The organism is Achromobacter pulmonis (assembly GCF_902859765.1).
In the GTDB taxonomy this organism is placed as follows: Bacteria; Pseudomonadota; Gammaproteobacteria; order Burkholderiales; family Burkholderiaceae_B; genus Achromobacter; species Achromobacter pulmonis.
In genome coordinates, this window is sequence record NZ_CADIJV010000010.1 from 114,336 (window position 1) to 130,153 (window position 15,818).

General features: G+C 66.2%; 13 protein-coding genes. 11 read left to right on the top strand and 2 right to left on the bottom strand.

The features are described from left to right. Window positions 1-28: 28 nt before the first annotated feature. The gene (gene lptF / locus HV701_RS11125) at window positions 29-1,129 is read left to right on the top strand and encodes an LPS export ABC transporter permease LptF (protein WP_175133119.1); all 1,101 of its coding nucleotides are present in this window, start codon (window positions 29-31) and stop codon (window positions 1,127-1,129) included. 48 nt (window positions 1,130-1,177) lie between these two features. Here the strand turns inward: lptF and HV701_RS11130 are convergent, their stop codons facing one another. Then, entirely contained in the window at window positions 1,178-2,098 is a 921-nt protein-coding gene (locus HV701_RS11130) for a LysR family transcriptional regulator (protein WP_175133160.1), read from the bottom strand. Window positions 2,099-2,267: 169 nt separating this feature from the next. Between HV701_RS11130 and HV701_RS11135 the strand changes: the two genes are divergently transcribed. The 4 genes from HV701_RS11135 to HV701_RS11150 all read left to right on the top strand — a co-directional run bounded on the left by HV701_RS11135 (window position 2,268) and on the right by HV701_RS11150 (window position 6,680). After that, the gene (locus tag HV701_RS11135; protein WP_175133120.1) at window positions 2,268-3,485 is read left to right on the top strand and encodes an ABC transporter substrate-binding protein; all 1,218 of its coding nucleotides are present in this window, start codon (window positions 2,268-2,270) and stop codon (window positions 3,483-3,485) included. Between the two features lie 94 nt (window positions 3,486-3,579). Beyond that, the gene (locus tag HV701_RS11140) at window positions 3,580-5,073 is read left to right on the top strand and encodes a CoA-acylating methylmalonate-semialdehyde dehydrogenase (protein WP_175133121.1); all 1,494 of its coding nucleotides are present in this window, start codon (window positions 3,580-3,582) and stop codon (window positions 5,071-5,073) included. 94 nt (window positions 5,074-5,167) lie between these two features. Then, on the top strand, window positions 5,168-6,112 hold the full coding sequence (locus HV701_RS11145) for a CysB family HTH-type transcriptional regulator (protein WP_175133122.1): 945 nt from the start codon (window positions 5,168-5,170) through the stop codon (window positions 6,110-6,112). Window positions 6,113-6,356: 244 nt separating this feature from the next. Next, window positions 6,357-6,680 (top strand): DUF2325 domain-containing protein, encoded by a 324-nt coding sequence (locus HV701_RS11150; protein WP_175133123.1) that lies wholly within the window; start codon window positions 6,357-6,359, stop codon window positions 6,678-6,680. A gap of 200 nt (window positions 6,681-6,880) precedes the next feature. Here HV701_RS11150 and HV701_RS11155 read toward each other — a convergent pair whose 3' ends face one another. Then, window positions 6,881-7,543, bottom strand: coding sequence for a C40 family peptidase (locus tag HV701_RS11155; protein ID WP_175133124.1), 663 nt, complete (start codon window positions 7,541-7,543; stop codon window positions 6,881-6,883). Window positions 7,544-7,791: 248 nt separating this feature from the next. Between HV701_RS11155 and HV701_RS11160 the strand changes: the two genes are divergently transcribed. From HV701_RS11160 to ltaE, 6 genes are all read left to right on the top strand, one after another. After that, on the top strand, window positions 7,792-9,747 hold the full coding sequence (locus HV701_RS11160) for a propionate--CoA ligase (RefSeq protein WP_276529847.1): 1,956 nt from the start codon (window positions 7,792-7,794) through the stop codon (window positions 9,745-9,747). Then, the gene (locus tag HV701_RS11165; RefSeq protein WP_175133126.1) at window positions 9,744-10,151 is read left to right on the top strand and encodes a heme-binding protein; all 408 of its coding nucleotides are present in this window, start codon (window positions 9,744-9,746) and stop codon (window positions 10,149-10,151) included. Before HV701_RS11160 ends, HV701_RS11165 begins: the two co-directional genes overlap by 4 nt. Then, entirely contained in the window at window positions 10,148-11,488 is a 1,341-nt protein-coding gene (locus HV701_RS11170; protein ID WP_175133127.1) for an MFS transporter, read from the top strand. Before HV701_RS11165 ends, HV701_RS11170 begins: the two co-directional genes overlap by 4 nt. A gap of 266 nt (window positions 11,489-11,754) precedes the next feature. Further along, window positions 11,755-13,734, top strand: a complete 1,980-nt coding sequence (gene acs, locus HV701_RS11175; RefSeq protein WP_175133128.1) for an acetate--CoA ligase — start codon at window positions 11,755-11,757, stop codon at window positions 13,732-13,734. 134 nt (window positions 13,735-13,868) lie between these two features. Then, window positions 13,869-14,756, top strand: coding sequence for a DMT family transporter (locus tag HV701_RS11180; protein WP_175133129.1), 888 nt, complete (start codon window positions 13,869-13,871; stop codon window positions 14,754-14,756). Between the two features lie 43 nt (window positions 14,757-14,799). After that, window positions 14,800-15,810: a low-specificity L-threonine aldolase gene (gene ltaE, locus HV701_RS11185; protein WP_175133130.1), complete on the top strand. Its 1,011-nt coding sequence runs from the start codon at window positions 14,800-14,802 to the stop codon at window positions 15,808-15,810. Window positions 15,811-15,818: the final 8 nt, after the last annotated feature.

The following is a 15,818-nucleotide window of genomic DNA, read 5'->3' on the forward strand; positions in this document are numbered from 1 at the left end:
TGCGGTCGATTATCCCGCATATTCTCCCATGTCTCTATTCAAACGCTCTGTCGTCAGCGAGATCACCAGTCACGCTGGCGTCGTCTTTTCCACCTTGCTCATCGTCTGGCTCAGCGTGCTGCTGGTGCGCCTGCTCGGTGAAGCCGCGGGTGGCAACATCGGGGCGGACGTCGTGCTCGTGCTGGCCGCGCTGTCCACCATCACGGCCTTGCCGACCATCCTGGCGGTGTCGGTCTTCATTGCGGTGCTGACCACGGTCACGCGCAACTACCGGGAATCCGAGATGGTGGTGTGGTTCGCCAGCGGCCTGTCGCTGGCCGATTGGCTCAAGCCGGTGCTGCGCGTTGCCGTTCCCGTGGCCATCGCGGTGGCCGGACTGACGCTGGTGGCCGCGCCCTGGGCCTATCGCCAGATCGGCGAATACCACGAACGCTTCGAGCAGCGCTCCGACCTGTCCAAGGTCACCGCGGGCCAGTTCGCGGAATCGGCGGGCGGCAACCGCGTGTTCTTCGCCGAGGATCCGGCCAAGCCCTCCGACGAGCTGGGCAATGTGTTCGCGCGCGAAACCGGGCCGGAATGGCTCAGCGTGCTGACCGCCAGCAGCGCCCACAGCGAAACCCTGCCCAATGGCGACCGCTTCCTGGTGCTGGGCGAGGGCCATCGCTACGACCTGAAGCCGGGCACGCCCGAGATCCGCCTGGTGCACTTCGACAAATACGGGCTGCGCCTGGAGAGCAAGGGGGGCGACGATCCCGTTGCGGCCGCGCGCGCCGCCGCCGAACGCTCGGCCAAGGCCCGCACCACGCCGCAACTGATGGCCGATAACACCACCAGCAGCTGGTCGCAGGTGATGTGGCGCATCTCGCTGCCACTGGCCGCGCTCAACCTGGCGTTGCTGGCGATCCCGCTGGGTGCCGTGAATCCGCGCCTGGGCCGTTCCGGCGACCTGTTGATCGCCGGCCTGGTGGGCCTGCTGTACATGAACCTGATCAACCTGTCGCGTGCCTGGATTTCCAACGGCAAGCTCAGTTTTGGCGTGGGCACGGTGGCGATCCACCTGATCGTCGCGGCCTTCACGGCGTTCCTGCTGGCGCGGCGGCTGCGCGTCAAGGCGCCCAAGAACAGTTGAGGACGCTTCGCGCCACCGGCGCCGCCTGACCTGCCCCGGGGCTCGCCCTCAGGGCAGGTATTTCATCGTGCCGCGCTTGCCAGCCAGCAGATCGGCATTCTTCAGCACCGACTTGCGGATGAATTCCCACAGCACCGTCACGCGCTTGAGCTTGCGCAGGTCCTCGTGGCAATACATCCAGAACGAGCGCGTGATCTCCACTTCGGTTTCCAGCACCGGCCTGAGCCGCGGGTCCTGCGCCGCGATGAAGCAGGGCAGGATGGCCAGTGACTGCCCTTGCAGCGCCGCGTGGTACTGCGCCACCACGCTGGTGCTGCGCAACACCACCCGGCTGGCCGGCAGCAGGTCTTCCAGGTAGCGCAGCCGTTCGCTGAACAGCAGCTCGTCGACATAGCCGATGAAACTGTGGCTGGCGAGGTCGGCGCGGTCACGGATCGGCGGGTGCCGCGCCAGATACTCGGGGGTGCCGTACAGGCGCAGCGTGTAGTCGCACAGTTTGCTGCAGACATACGGGCCCCGCTGGGGGCGCTCGATGGTGATGGCCAGGTCGGCCTCGCGCTTGGACAGGCTGACGAAACGCGGCACCGGCAGAATGTCCAGGGTGATGTGCGGATAGCGCCGTTGGAAATCGGCCGCCAGCGGCGTCAGTACGTAGCTGCCGAAGCCCTCGGTGGCGCCGATGCGCAGGTGACCGGACAGCGCCTGGCCGATGCCCGACAGGGCCTCGCGGGCGCTGTGCACGGTGCTTTCCATCTGCTCGGCATGTACGAACAGGCGCTGGCCGTCCTCGGTCAGGACAAAGCCGGCGCTGCGCGATTTCTCGAACAGCAGGGTGTCCAGTTCGGTTTCCAGGGCGCGGATGCGCCGTGACACGGTAGTGTGCTCGACCCCGAGCCGCCGCGCCGCGGCGCTGACGCGCTGGGTCCGCGCGACTTCCAGGAAATACCGCAGGCTGTCCCAATCCAGCACGTTTTTCGCCTCTGACATGATTGTGCATTGATGCACAAGGAATGTGCATTTCTGGTGTTGCTTGTTGATTTTCACACATCTACACTGGGTCGGCAGCCCTGGGGCAACCCCCGGGAGCGGCAGGCCGCAAAGACGGCGCCATAACGCATAACACTCAGGAGACAAATCCATGGAATTGCACGCACGCGGGCTGGCCGCAGGCTTGTGTCTGGGCGCAGCGCTGTTGGGTCAGGCGTATGCGGCGGATAAACCGCCAGTGAAGATCGGCGTCCTGACCGACATGTCGGGCACTTACGCCGGCATGGGCGGGCCCGGTTCGGTGGCGGCGGCGCAGCTGGCCATCGACGATTGCCTGGCCGCGGAATGCAAGGGCATGAAGATCGAACTGGTGTCGGCCGACAACCAGAACAAGGCCGACGTGGGCGCGGCCAAGGCGCGCGAGTGGTTCGACCGCGACGGCGTCACCGCCATCGCCGACCTGACCAATTCGGCCGTGGCGCTGGCGGTGCAGGGCATCGCGCGCGAGAAGAACAAGGTGGTGATGTTCTCCGGTCCGGCCACCACGGCCCTGACCAACAAAGAGTGCTCGCCGGTCGGTTTCCATTGGATGTTCGACACCTACTCGCAGTCCGCCGGCGGCGCCAAGGCCACGGTCAAGGCGGGCGGCAAGTCCTGGTACTTCATCACCGTCGATTACGCCTTCGGCCATTCGCTCGAGGCCGACACCGCCAAGGCCGTCAAGGCGCTGGGCGGCACGGTCGTCGGCAGCGTGCGCCATCCGCTCAACGCGCCGGATTTTGCGTCCTACCTGCTGCAGGCGCAAAGCTCCAAGGCGCAGGTGGTGGCGCTGGCCAACGGCGGCCAGGACACGGTCAACGCGGTCAAGCAGGCGCGCGAGTTCGGCATCGTGGCCGGCGGCCAGCGCCTGGTGTCGCTGCTGATCTTCCTGTCCGACCTGCGCGCGCTGGGGCTCGAAAGCGCCCAGGGCCTGTCGTACGTGGACGGCTTCTACTGGGATTACGACGACGCCACGCGTCAGTGGTCGGCGCGCTTCGAGAAGGCCTTCCGTGGCCTGAAACCGACCATGACGCAGGCCGGCGTGTATTCCAGCGTGCTGCATTACCTGCGCGCGGTGGCGGCTTCGGGCAGCACCGACGGCAAGGTGGTCGCGGACAAGATGCGCGCGCTGCCGATCAAGGATCCGATCATGCGCAACGCCTCGATCCGTCCCGATGGCCGCGTGATCCACGACATGTATCTGTATGAAGTGAAGAAGCCGTCCGAATCCAAGGGCGGTTGGGACTATTCCAAGCTGGTGGCGACCATTCCGGCGTCCGAGGCTTTCCAGCCGCTGGCCGATTCGACCTGCCCGCTGGTGCAGAAGTAAGGCGTGGCGCCGCCGGGGCAGTCCGGCGGCGCCCGCGCGAGATCCAAGAACGCGGATTCCATCCGCATCGACTATGCAGTGTGAGGAGCATCAAATGAGTGAAGTCCCCCGCGTTCCGCTATTGATCGGCGGCAAGCTCGTACAGTCCAAGACCACCGAATGGCGTGACGTGATCAACCCCGCCACCCAGGAGGTCGTGGCCAAGGTGCCCTTCGCCACGCGCGAGGAACTGGACGAGGCCATCGCCAATGCCAAGGAAGCCTTCAAGACCTGGCGCAACAGCGGCCAGGGCCTGCGCATGCGCGTTATGCTGAAGTTCCAGGAATTGCTGCGCGCCAACACCGGCAAGCTGGCCGAGATGATCACCCGCGAGCACGGCAAGACCCTGCCGGATGCCGAAGGCGAGGTCGGCCGCGGCCTGGAAGTGGTCGAGCACGCTTGCTCGATCGCCAACCTGCAACTGGGCGAATACGCCGAGAACGCCGCCTCCGGCATTGACGTCTACACCCTGATCCAGCCGCTGGGCGTGTGCGCCGGCATCACCGCGTTCAATTTTCCGGTGATGCTGCCGTGCTTCATGTTCCCGATCGCAGTGGCCTGCGGCAATACCTTTGTGCTCAAGCCGTCCGAGCAGGACCCGACCGCGTCGCTGTTCCTGGCCCAGCTGGCGCTGGAAGCCGGCCTGCCGCCGGGCGTGCTGAACGTGGTGCATGGCGGCCCGGATACCGCCAACGGCCTGTGCGAGCATCCTGACATCAAGGCGGTGTCGTTCATCGGTTCAACCCGCGTCGGCACCGAGATCTACAACCGCGCCTCGGCCGCCGGCAAGCGCTGCCAGTCGATGATGGGCGCCAAGAACCACTGCGTGATCCTGCCGGACGCCGATCCGGACGTGGCGCTGAACCAACTGGTGGGGGCGGCCTTCGGCGCCGCCGGCCAGCGCTGCATGGCTTCTTCCGTCGCCGTGCTGGTGGGCGACGCCCGCAACTGGCTGCCTGATTTCGTCGAGCGCGCCAAGAAGCTCAAGGTCAATTCGGGTATGGATCGCGCCGCCGACCTGGGCCCGCTGGTGTCGCCGAATGCCAAGAAGCGTGTCGAAAGCCTGATCCAGAAGGGCGTGGACGAAGGCGCCAAGCTGCTGCTGGACGGCCGCAATCTGAAGGTCGCCGGTTTCGAGCAGGGCAACTTCGTTGGCCCGACCGTGTTCGACGGCGTGACCGAAAACATGACCATCTACACCGAGGAGATCTTCGGCCCGGTGCTGTGCGTGGTGGGCGTGGAGACGCTGGAAGAGGCGGTCGAATTCGTCAACCGCAATCCCAATGGCAACGGTGTCGCGCTGTTCACGCAGGACGGCGGCGCGGCGCGTTACTTCCAGAACAACATCGACGTCGGCCAGGTCGGCATCAACGTGCCGATTCCGGTGCCGGTGGCCTGGTTCAGCTTTACCGGTTCGCGCGGCTCGAAGCTGGGCGACCTGGGCCCCAACGGCAAGCAGGCGGTGCAGTTCTGGACCCAGACCAAGACGGTCACGGCGCGCTGGTCGGCGCATGCCAAAACCGTGAACACCACGATCTCGATGCGCTGAAAGAGGGACGCCTTGTGCCTAAGCTTATATTTATAAGTAATATATAAAGGCGTCCTTATTACTTATAATTGGCCCGTCTACCAGGGGCCAATTCATGAACCTGCAGCAATTCCGTTTCGTGCGCGAAACCATCCGGCGCGACTTCAACCTGACCGAAGCCGCCCGGATGCTCTATACCTCCCAGCCGGGCGTGTCCAAGGCGATCATCGAGTTCGAGGACGAGCTCGGCATCAAGATCTTCGAACGCCACGGCAAGCGCATCAAGGGGCTGACCAAGCCCGGCCTGGCGGTGTCCCAGGTGATCGACCGCATCATGCGCGAGGTCGACAACCTGAAGAAGGTCAGCGACGAGTTCGCGCGCCGCGACGAAGGCGGGCTGGTGATCGCCTGCACCCACACCCAGGCGCGCTATCTGCTGCCGCGCGTGATCCCGGCGTTCCGCAAGCAATTCCCCAAGGTGCACCTGTCGCTGGCCGAAGGCAGCCCCGCGCAACTGGCGGAAATGGTGCTGCACGAGCAGGCCGACCTGGCGCTGGCGACCGAGTCGCTGGCCTTGACGCCGGGGCTGGCGACCCTGCCGGTCTACGCCTGGGAGCATACCGTGGTGGTGCGGCCCGATCACCCGCTGGCCGAGCTGACCTCCAGTGCGGCCAAGCGCCTGTCGCTGGCGCAACTGGCCGAATATCCCATCGTCACCTACGACCGCGCCTTCACCGGCCGCAGCACGATCGACGAGATCTTCGCCAACCAGGGGGTTCATCCCGATATCGTCCTGGAAGCCATTGATGCCGACGTGATCAAGACTTACGTGGATGTGGGCCTGGGCATCGGCATCATTGCCGGGGTGGCTTATGACCCGCGGCGCGATTCGAACCTGGTGGGGCTGCCCGTGGGCCACTTGTTCGGCACGCACACCACGCGCGTGGGCGTCAAGGCCGGCGTGTTCCTGCGGGACTATGTGTACACCTTCCTGGAAATGCTGGCGCCGTCCCTGACCCGCGCGGTCGTGACCGACGCGGTGCAGGGCACGCCGAAATAGCAGGGCCCCAGACGCCGGCACGCAGGCGGTTTTCCCCAGGCGGTTCCCCATTCGGGAGCCGCCTTTTTCTTGCCTGGTCCGGGGGCGGCGGGCCCCAGCCGGCAGCGCGGCTGGGGCGGACTCGCTATCCCTTCGCGCAAGCTCATTAAAATTATTAAATAAGAACTGATCTCATTTGAGTTGACTAAAAAATAGGAATCATTATCATTACATCCAGTCTCTCAACGACCCAGTGAGGTTCAACATGACGGCAGGATTGAGTGCAGTGGTAGTCGGCGCCGACAGGCTCGGCAACATCCCGGATCTGCTCAAAGGACACAATATTTCGATCACGCACCACATCAGCGGCCGTGATCCCTCGCACCAGAAGAAAACGTTGCAGTTGCCCTCCGGCACCCAGCTGGTCATCCTGCTGACGGATTTCCTGGGTCACAACGTCATGAAGACCTTCCGCAATGCGGCCCAGCGCGGCGGTATCCGGGTGGTGGCTTGTCGCCGCTCGGTGTGCAGCATGCAGCAGGCCCTGCAGCAGTGCGGCCTGTGCGCGGGCGTCGCGGCCGTCCATTGATTCCTGTGCGCCGCCCGCAAGATTGACAAACTGGGGAGGCCGCAAAGGCCCGCGGCCCCGGGCCGCGAAGAGGAAAAACGCCGCCGGACTGGAAAGTCCGGCGGCGTTTTGCTGTTCAGGGCGGTCGTGCGTGTTCGCCGCAGGGGCCGCGGTATGGTGGATGGCGCCGGGCCGGCCGGCTGGTCAGAATGCCGGGGCGTTCAGTTGGAGGCGCGCGCCGTGGCGACGAGGCTGGTGTCGATGCGGCGGGCGCCGTTGTAGCGCTTGGACCAGTAGGCCAGGGTCATGTTCTCGACGCGCACCACGCCGCCGGAACTGGGGGAGTGCACGAAGCGGTCGTCGCCCAGGTAGATGCCGACGTGGGAGTAGCGGCGGCCCATGGTGTTGAAGAAGACCAGATCGCCGGCCTTGAGTTCGCTCTTGGAGACGGAAACGCCTTGCTGGGCGATTTCGGCGGCATTGCGGGGCAGCTTCAGGCCCAGCGAGCGTTCGGCGGTATAGGTCACCAGGCCGCTGCAATCGAACCCGGTATCGGGTGAGTTGCCGCCAAAGCGGTAGCGGATGCCCAGGTAGTTGAGTGCTTCGCTGACCAGCGCGTTGTCGCTGCTGACGCCGCTGGCCTGGCTGCGCTGGCGCTCGCGTTTGAATTTCTGCACCACCAGCATACCGATGGGATCGTCCGCGGTGGCGACCCATTCGGTTTCGTAGGGATCGATCTCGGACGTGTAGGCGCTGGATTTCTGATGTGTGCCCGCACAACCCGCCAGACCCGCGACGCACGCCGCCAGCGCCAGCAAACGCAGACCGCGGTTTGCCTGGCCAGAGGGGGAGTTCAGTCGCGCGTTGGTGGAGTGTCGATGCATTCGCCTGGGGAAGGTCGCGGCGCAACTCAGGCGTTCAGCTGTCATAAAGCGTCAAAAACGCTGAAAAACATCTGAACGGCTGGAATCAAGCAGCCAACCAACGGATACGTTATGTACAACTTCGCGGGGATTCTACCAAACTTTTAAGACTGGTTCGTTACTGTAACCAGTCCGGCGCCCGTGCGGCGTGGACGCGTGGCAGAATTTTTTGACTTGTGGCAAGCCTGGTGCAAGGTTTGCCAACCAAAATGACCGAAGGATTCAAAAAGAAAGCAATCAGCCATAAGGCGTATGCACGATACCAGGAGACAAAAATGCAAAAAACCAGGGATTTCCATTACCGCTCGGTTCATGACCGCGATGCCTTCTGGCGCGAGCAGGCGGGCCGGGTGCACTGGGAAACGCCGTTCGAGTCCGTCCTGGACTTCTCCCGGCCGCCATTCGCCAAGTGGTTTGTGGGGGGCAGGACCAACCTCTGCTACAACGCCGTTGACCGTTGGCTGCCGACCCAGGCGGACAAGCCTGCCCTGATCTGGGTGTCGACCGAGGTCGAGCGTGAACGCGTGTATACCCGCCAGGAGGTTTACGAGGAGGTGAACGCCGCCGCGGCCATGCTGCGGGACCTCGGCGTGGAGCGCGGCGACCGCGTACTGGTCTATATGCCGATGGTGCCCGAGGCGGTTTTCACCATGTTGGCCTGCGCCCGCATCGGCGCGGTGCATTCGGTGGTGTTCGGCGGGTTCGCGTCGGTCAATCTGGCGCAGCGTATCGATGATGCGGCGCCCAAGGTCATCGTGTGTACCGATGCGGGCTCGCGCGCGGGCAAGGTGGTGCCCTACAAGCCCCTGCTGGACCGGGCGCTTGCGCTGTGCAAGACGCCGCCGGCCGCGGTGGTGGTATTCGACCGCGGCCTGGCGCCGTTCGAACCGGTGGCCGGGCGCGATCTGGACTATGCCACGTTGCGCGCCGCCCGGCGCGCAGCGCACGTGCCGGTCACCTGGCTGGAGTCGTCCGAGCCCAGCTATATCCTCTATACGTCGGGCACCACCGGCAAGCCCAAGGGCGTGCAGCGCGACACGGGCGGCTACGCCGTGGCGCTGGCCTCGTCGATGGAATATCTGTTCAACGGCCAGGCCGGCGATACCTTCTTCTGCACCAGCGACATCGGCTGGGTGGTGGGGCATTCCTATATCGTGTACGGCCCGCTGATCGGTGGGCAGGCGACGGTGCTGTACGAGGGCACGCCGGTACGTCCGGACGGCGCCATCCTGTGGAAGCTGGTGGAGCAATTCGGCGTCAACACGCTGTTCTCGGCGCCGACGGCGGTGCGGGTGCTCAAGCGCCAGGATCCGGCGCTGCTGAAAAAACATGACCTGTCGACCTTGCGGGCGGTGTACCTGGCCGGCGAGCCGCTGGACGAGCCCACCGCGCAGTGGATCTCCGAAGGGCTGGGCAAGCCCATCATCGACAACTATTGGCAGACCGAGTCCGGCTGGCCGATCCTGTCGGCGCAGCCGGGCGTCGAAACGGTGCCGACCCGTTTCGGCAGTCCGTCGTTTCCGGTCTACGGGTTCGACGCGCGCATCGTCAGCGAATCCAGCGGCGAGGATCTGGGGCCCGACCAGAAGGGCGTGGTGGCCATTGTGCCGCCGTTGCCGCCGGGCGCCATGTCGACCATCTGGGGCGATGACGAGCGTTTCGTGCAGACCTATTTCACATCGATCCCGGGCCGCCAGGTGTATTCCACCTTCGACTGGGGGCTGGTCGACAAGGACGGCTACTGGTTCATCCTGGGCCGCACCGACGACGTGATCAACGTGGCCGGCCACCGCCTGGGCACGCGCGAGATCGAGGAATCCGTCAACAGCCACAGCGGCATCGCCGAGTGTGCCGTGGTGGGGATGGCCGATGCGCTCAAGGGGCAGGTGGCAATGGCGTTCGCCGTACTGAAGAATCCCGCGGCGGCGGAGACGGCGGAGGGCGCAAAGCAGCTGGAAGCGGATATCATGCGGCTGGTGGAAGATCAGCTGGGCGCGGTGGCGCGACCGGCCCGGATCCGGTTCGTGGGCGCCTTGCCCAAGACCCGTTCGGGCAAGGTGCTGCGCCGCGCCATTGTCGCGGTATGCGAAGGCCGCGATCCCGGCGACCTGACCACCATCGAAGATCCCACCGCCCTCGAACAGATCAAGGAGTCGCTGCAATGAATACCAAGCCGGTGCTGAACGCCGAAGACGTCAAGAAAATCCTGGCCGCGGCCGAAGCACACGCCCTGCAGAACAAGTGGGCCGTCACCATCGCCGTGTCGGACGATGGCGGCCACCTGCTGGGCATGCTGCGGCTGGACGACGCCGCGCCGATTTCCGCGCACATCGCGCCGGCCAAGGCCAAGACCGCGGCCCTGGGCCGGCGCGAATCGCGCGTCTACGAAGAGATCATCAACAACGGCCGCTATTCCTTCCTGTCGGCGCCGCTGATCGAAGGCATGCTGGAAGGCGGGGTGCCGATCGTGGCCAACGGCCACGTGGTGGGCGCCGTCGGCGTGTCGGGCGTGAAGTCGACCGAAGACGCCCTGATCGCCCAGGCGGGCATCGCCGCGCTGGGCCTGTGAGCCAGGAAACGCCACGGCAGGCGCCCGCCGGCGCGGCCGTGTCTGCCGCGGGGGAGGCGGGCGGCAGTCCGCTGAACCCCGGCGTGGCCAGGCGCGAAGTCTGGGCCTGGGCCATGTATGACTTCGCCAATTCCGGCTACACCACCGTGATTCTCACGGCGGTGTTCAGCACCTACTTCGTCGGCGTGGTCGGCGGCCGCGCGCCGTGGGCCACGCTGGCCTGGACGGCCGCGCTGTCGCTGTCCTATCTGCTCATCATGCTGACCATGCCGACGCTGGGCGCGCGCGCCGATGCCCGCGCCGGCAAGCGGCGGCTGCTCTACAGCAGCACCATCGGCTGCGTGGCCGCCACCCTGGTATTGACCCAGGCGGGGCCGGGCGACGTGTGGCTGGCGCTGGCCGCGATCGTCATCTCCAATTACTGCTATTGCGTCGGCGAGTCCGTGGTGGCGGCCTTCCTGCCCGAGCTGGCCAAGCCATCGGCGCTGGGGCGGGTATCGGGTTGGGGCTGGAGCTTCGGCTACTGCGGCGGCATGCTCACGCTGGGCCTGTCGCTGGTGGTGGTGAAGCTGGCCGAGGCCGACGGGCTCGACGCCGAGCACTTCGTGCCGCGCGTCATCCTGGTGACCTGTGCGGTATTCGCGCTGGCGGCCTTGCCTTCCTTCTTTCTGTTGCGCGAACGGGCGCGGCCCAGCGGCGAGCCGCAGGCGGCCTTGGCCATGCTCAAGCGGCTGGCCTACGCCTGGCGCGACACCGGGCAGCATTTTCCGGAGTTCCGCCGGCTGCTGATGTGCATCGCCTGTTACCAGGCCGGCATCTCGGTCGTGATCACGCTGGCGGCGGTGTATGCCTCCGAGGTCATGGGTTTCACCACGCCGCAGATCATGCTGCTGGTGTTCACCGTGAACATCGGCGCGGCGGCGGGCGCCTTCTCGTTCGGTTATGTGCAGGATCGCATCGGCCACAAGCCGGCGCTGGCGATCACGCTATGCGGCTGGATCCTGATGGTGCTGGTGGCCTACGCGGCCGTGACGGCGCCGGTGTTCTGGGTGGCGGCGACGCTGGCCGGGTTGTGCATGGGCACGACCCAGAGCGCGGGCCGCGCCATGACCGGCGCGCTGGCGCCGGCCGGCCGCCTGGCGGAGTTCTTTTCGCTGTGGACCTTCGCGGTGCAACTGGCCGCGGTCATCGGTCCGCTCACTTATGGCCTGGTGACCTGGGCCACGCATGGCAACCATCGCCTGGCGATCCTGGTGACCGGGCTGTTCTTCGTCGGCGGCCTGGCGCTGCTGTCGCGCGTGGACATGGCGCGCGGCCTGGCGCGCCGCGCCGCTTGAGGGCGCGTGCGGCCGCCGCAACTGATATTCTTATGAAGTTCCGGTCATAGCGTGCCGCAAGGCGGACGCGCTGGCCGGCCGGTTGCGTATTGCGCTGTCGGTTGTCGATGCCGTTGCTGCCACGTTTGCCGCACGTTCCCGCGGGATGCGGGCTTATGGCCCGTATTTTGCGTAAGGTGCCCGTAAGAGCGCGGCGATACGGTTGCGAGTGGGCAGTCACATAAAAAGCGGCATCAACAACAGAATCACAGATTGGAGACAAGATCATGTCGAATGCAATTGAGTCCGTACTGGTGGAAACCCGGGTCTTCCCGCCGCCCGAGCGCGCGGCGCAGGGCGCCGCGATTCCCAGCATGGACGCCTACAGGGCGCTGTGCGCGCAGGTCGAGAACGATTTCGACGGTTTCTGGGCCGGCCAGGCCCGCGACAACCTGCACTGGACCAAGCCGTTCACCCAGGTGCTGGATGAATCCGACGCGCCGTTCTACCGCTGGTTCGGCGACGGCGAACTGAACGTCTCGGCCAATTGCCTGGACGTGCACCTGACCAACGGCAACGCCGACAAGACCGCCATCATCTTCGAAACCGATGACGGCAAAGTCACCAAGGTCAGCTACCGCGAACTGCTGGCGCGTGTGTGCCGCTTCGCCAACGGCATCGCCGCGCTGGGCTACAAGAAGGGCGATCGCGCCATCATCTACATGCCCATGTCGATCGAGGCGGTGGTGGCGATGCAGGCCTGCGCCCGCCTGGGCGTGACGCACTCGGTGGTGTTCGGCGGCTTCTCGGCCAAGAGCCTGCAGGAGCGCATCGTCGACGTGGGCGCCTCGCTGGTCATCACCGCCGACGAGCAGGTGCGCGGCGGCAAGACCATCCCGCTCAAGCCGGCGGTGGAAGACGCCATCGCCATGGGCGGCTGCGAAGCCGTCAAGCGCGTCATCGTCTATCGCCGCACCGGCGGCAAGGTTGCCTGGAACGAAGGCCGCGATCTCTGGATGCATGACGTCGAGGCCGGCCAGGCCGACACCTGCGAGCCGGTGCCGGTCAACGCCGAGCATCCGCTGTTCATCCTGTACACGTCCGGCTCCACCGGCAAGCCCAAGGGCGTGCAGCATTCGTCCGCCGGCTACCTGCTGTGGGCGTTGCTGACGGTCAAGTGGACCTTCGATGCGCGCAAGGACGACGTCTACTGGTGCACGGCCGACGTGGGCTGGGTCACGGGCCACACCTACATCACCTATGGCCCGCTGGCCGCCGGCCTGACCCAGGTGGTGTTCGAGGGCGTGCCGACGTTCCCCAACGCCGGCCGCTTCTGGGACATGATCGCGCGCCACAAGGTCACCACCTTCTATACCGCGCCGACCGCGATCCGCTCGCTGATCAAGGCCGCCGAAGCCGCGCCCGAGACCCATCCGTCCAAGTACGACCTGGACAGCCTGCGCATCATCGGCACGGTGGGCGAGCCCATCAATCCCGAAGCCTGGATGTGGTATCACAAGAATGTCGGCCGCGAGCGCTGCCCGATCGTCGACACCTGGTGGCAGACCGAGACTGGCGGCCACATGATCACGCCGCTGCCGGGCGCCACGCCGACCAAGCCGGGCTCGTGCACGCTGCCGCTGCCGGGCATCGCCGCCGCCATCGTCGATGAAACCGGCGGCGACGTCGACCAGGGCAACGGCGGTTTCCTGGTGATCAAGCGCCCGTGGCCGGCCATGATCCGCAACATCTGGGGCGATCCGGAACGCTTCAAGAAGAGCTATTTCCCGCCGGAACTGCGCGGCTATTACCTGGCCGGCGACGGCGCGCAGCGTGACGCGGACGGCTATTTCTGGATCATGGGCCGCATCGACGACGTGCTCAACGTGTCGGGCCATCGCCTGGGCACCATGGAAGTGGAATCGGCGCTGGTCGCGCATGAACTGGTGGCCGAGGCCGCCGTGGTCGGCCGTCCCGACGACACCACCGGCGAAGCCGTGGTGGCTTTCGTGGTGCTCAAGAGCGCCCGTCCCGAGGGCGCCGAGGCGCAGGCCATCGCCAAGACGCTGCGCGACTGGGTCGCCAAGGAGATCGGCCCGATCGCCAAGCCCAAGGACATCCGCTTCGGCGACAACCTGCCCAAGACCCGTTCCGGCAAGATCATGCGCCGCCTGCTGCGCGTGGTGGCCAAGGGCGAGGAAGTGACGCAGGACGTGTCGACGCTGGAAAATCCCGCCATCCTGGAACAACTGTCCAAGCCCTTGTGAGCGGCGTGCGCCGTCCGTCATGCGGACGGCATGGACAGTCCCCGTCCTGACGGGCGCATAATGCGAGATGCCCATGCCGGTTTGCCGGCATGGGCATCTTCGTTTTTCCATCCCTCTTCCCCGGAGACGCCGCCGTGAGCCGCAGCAGTTTCGATCGCGCAGGGCTTGCCCTGATGTTCAGCACCATCCTCGTGTGGGCGGGCAGCTGGATCGCGATGAAACTGATCGTCCCGTACATCGGCCCCTTCGATTTCGTGGCGCTGCGCTACGTCACTGGCAGCCTGGTGCTGTTCGCGCTGGCCATCGTCACCCGTCGGCCGCTGGCCTTGCCGCCCTGGAAGCTGACTCTGCTGATCGGCCTGACCCAGACCGCCGGCTTCCAGGGCTTCGTGCAGACCGCGCTGGTGTCCGGCGGCGTCGGCAAGGTGTCGCTGATGGCCTACACCATGCCGTTCTGGGTGGTGTTGTTCGCGTGGGGATTGCTGGGCGAGCGGCCAACCGTCCGCCATGGCATCGGTATTGGCCTGGCCGCGATCGGCCTGGTGCTGTTCATCGAACCCTGGCACGGCGTGGGCGCGTTGCGGCCGGTGCTGCTGGGGCTGGGCAGCGGCCTGTGCTGGGGCGTGGGAACGGTGCTGTCCAAGCGCATGTTCGAGCGCCACGCGCCCGACGTGATGACGTTCACCGCCTGGCAGATGCTGTTCGGCGGGCTGGTGATGACGCCCGTGGCATGGCTGGTGCCGCAGATTCCGGCGCAATGGGGCTGGCAGTTGTGGACCGGCATGGTCTATATCGTGCTGATCGCCACCGCGGCGGGCTGGCTGCTGTGGCTGCAGGTGGTGCGGCGGGTGCCAGCATCGATTGCCGGCCTGTCCAGCCTGGGAGTGCCGGTGGTGGCGATGCTGATGGCCTGGGCCGTGTTGTCCGAGCGCCCGACGCCGGTCGAACTGGCCGGCATGGCCCTGATTCTCGCCGGCATTTTTGTCGTAAGCCGCGCGGCGCCCGCCGCGCGCGCGGGCTGACCGGCCCGTTTACCGGATTTCCGTTTTCCTTCAAGGACGCTTCATGATCGATTTGCGCAGCGATACCGTCACCCGGCCGTCCCCGGCCATGTTGCAGGCCATGATCAGCGCGCCGCTGGGCGATGATGTGATGGGCGATGACCCCACCGTCATCCAGTTGCAGCAAGCCGTCGCCGAACGCGCGGGCAAGGCGGCTGGGCTGTTCTTCCCGTCGGGCACGCAGAGCAACCTGGCCGCCCTGATGGCGCATTGCGAGCGCGGCGACGAATACCTGGTGGGCCAGCAGGCGCACACCTACAAGTACGAAGGCGGGGGCGCGGCCGTGCTGGGCAGCATCCAGCCGCAACCCATCGAGCATGCCGAGGATGGTTCGCTGCCGTTGGAAAAACTGGCGGCGGCGCTCAAGCCCGAAGGGGACCCGCACTTCGCCCGCACGCGCCTGCTGGCGCTGGAAAACACGTTCCACGGCAAGCTGATCCCGGCCGACTATGTGCGCGCGGCGACCGACTGGGCGCGCGGCCACGGCCTGGCCACCCACCTGGACGGCGCGCGCGTCTTCAATGCCGCCGTGGCCAGCGGCAAGCCGTTGGCCGAGATGTGCGTGCCGTTCGATTCGGTGTCGATCTGCTTTTCCAAGGGGCTGGGCGCGCCGGTCGGTTCCGTGCTGGTGGGCAGCGCCGAACTGATCGCCCGCGCGCGCCGCTGGCGCAAGGTGCTGGGCGGCGGCCTGCGCCAGGCCGGCGTGCTGGCGGCCGCCTGCCTGTATGCGCTGGAGCACAATGTCGAGCGCCTGGCCGAAGATCATGCCAACGCGCGCCTGCTGGCCGAAGGCCTGCGCGGCATTGCCGGGGTACGGGTGCTCAGCCAGGACACCAACATGGTGTTCGCGGAGTTCGAGCCGGCGCGTTGCGATGCCCTGACCGCCGCGCTGGCGGCCGACGGCATCCTGATGCGCGCCGTCTATGGCGGCCCGACGCGCATGGTGACGCACCTGGACCTGTCGGCCGACGATATGCGCCGGGTGGTCGAGGCGGTGGCCCGCCACCTGGCCTGAGGCCGCGC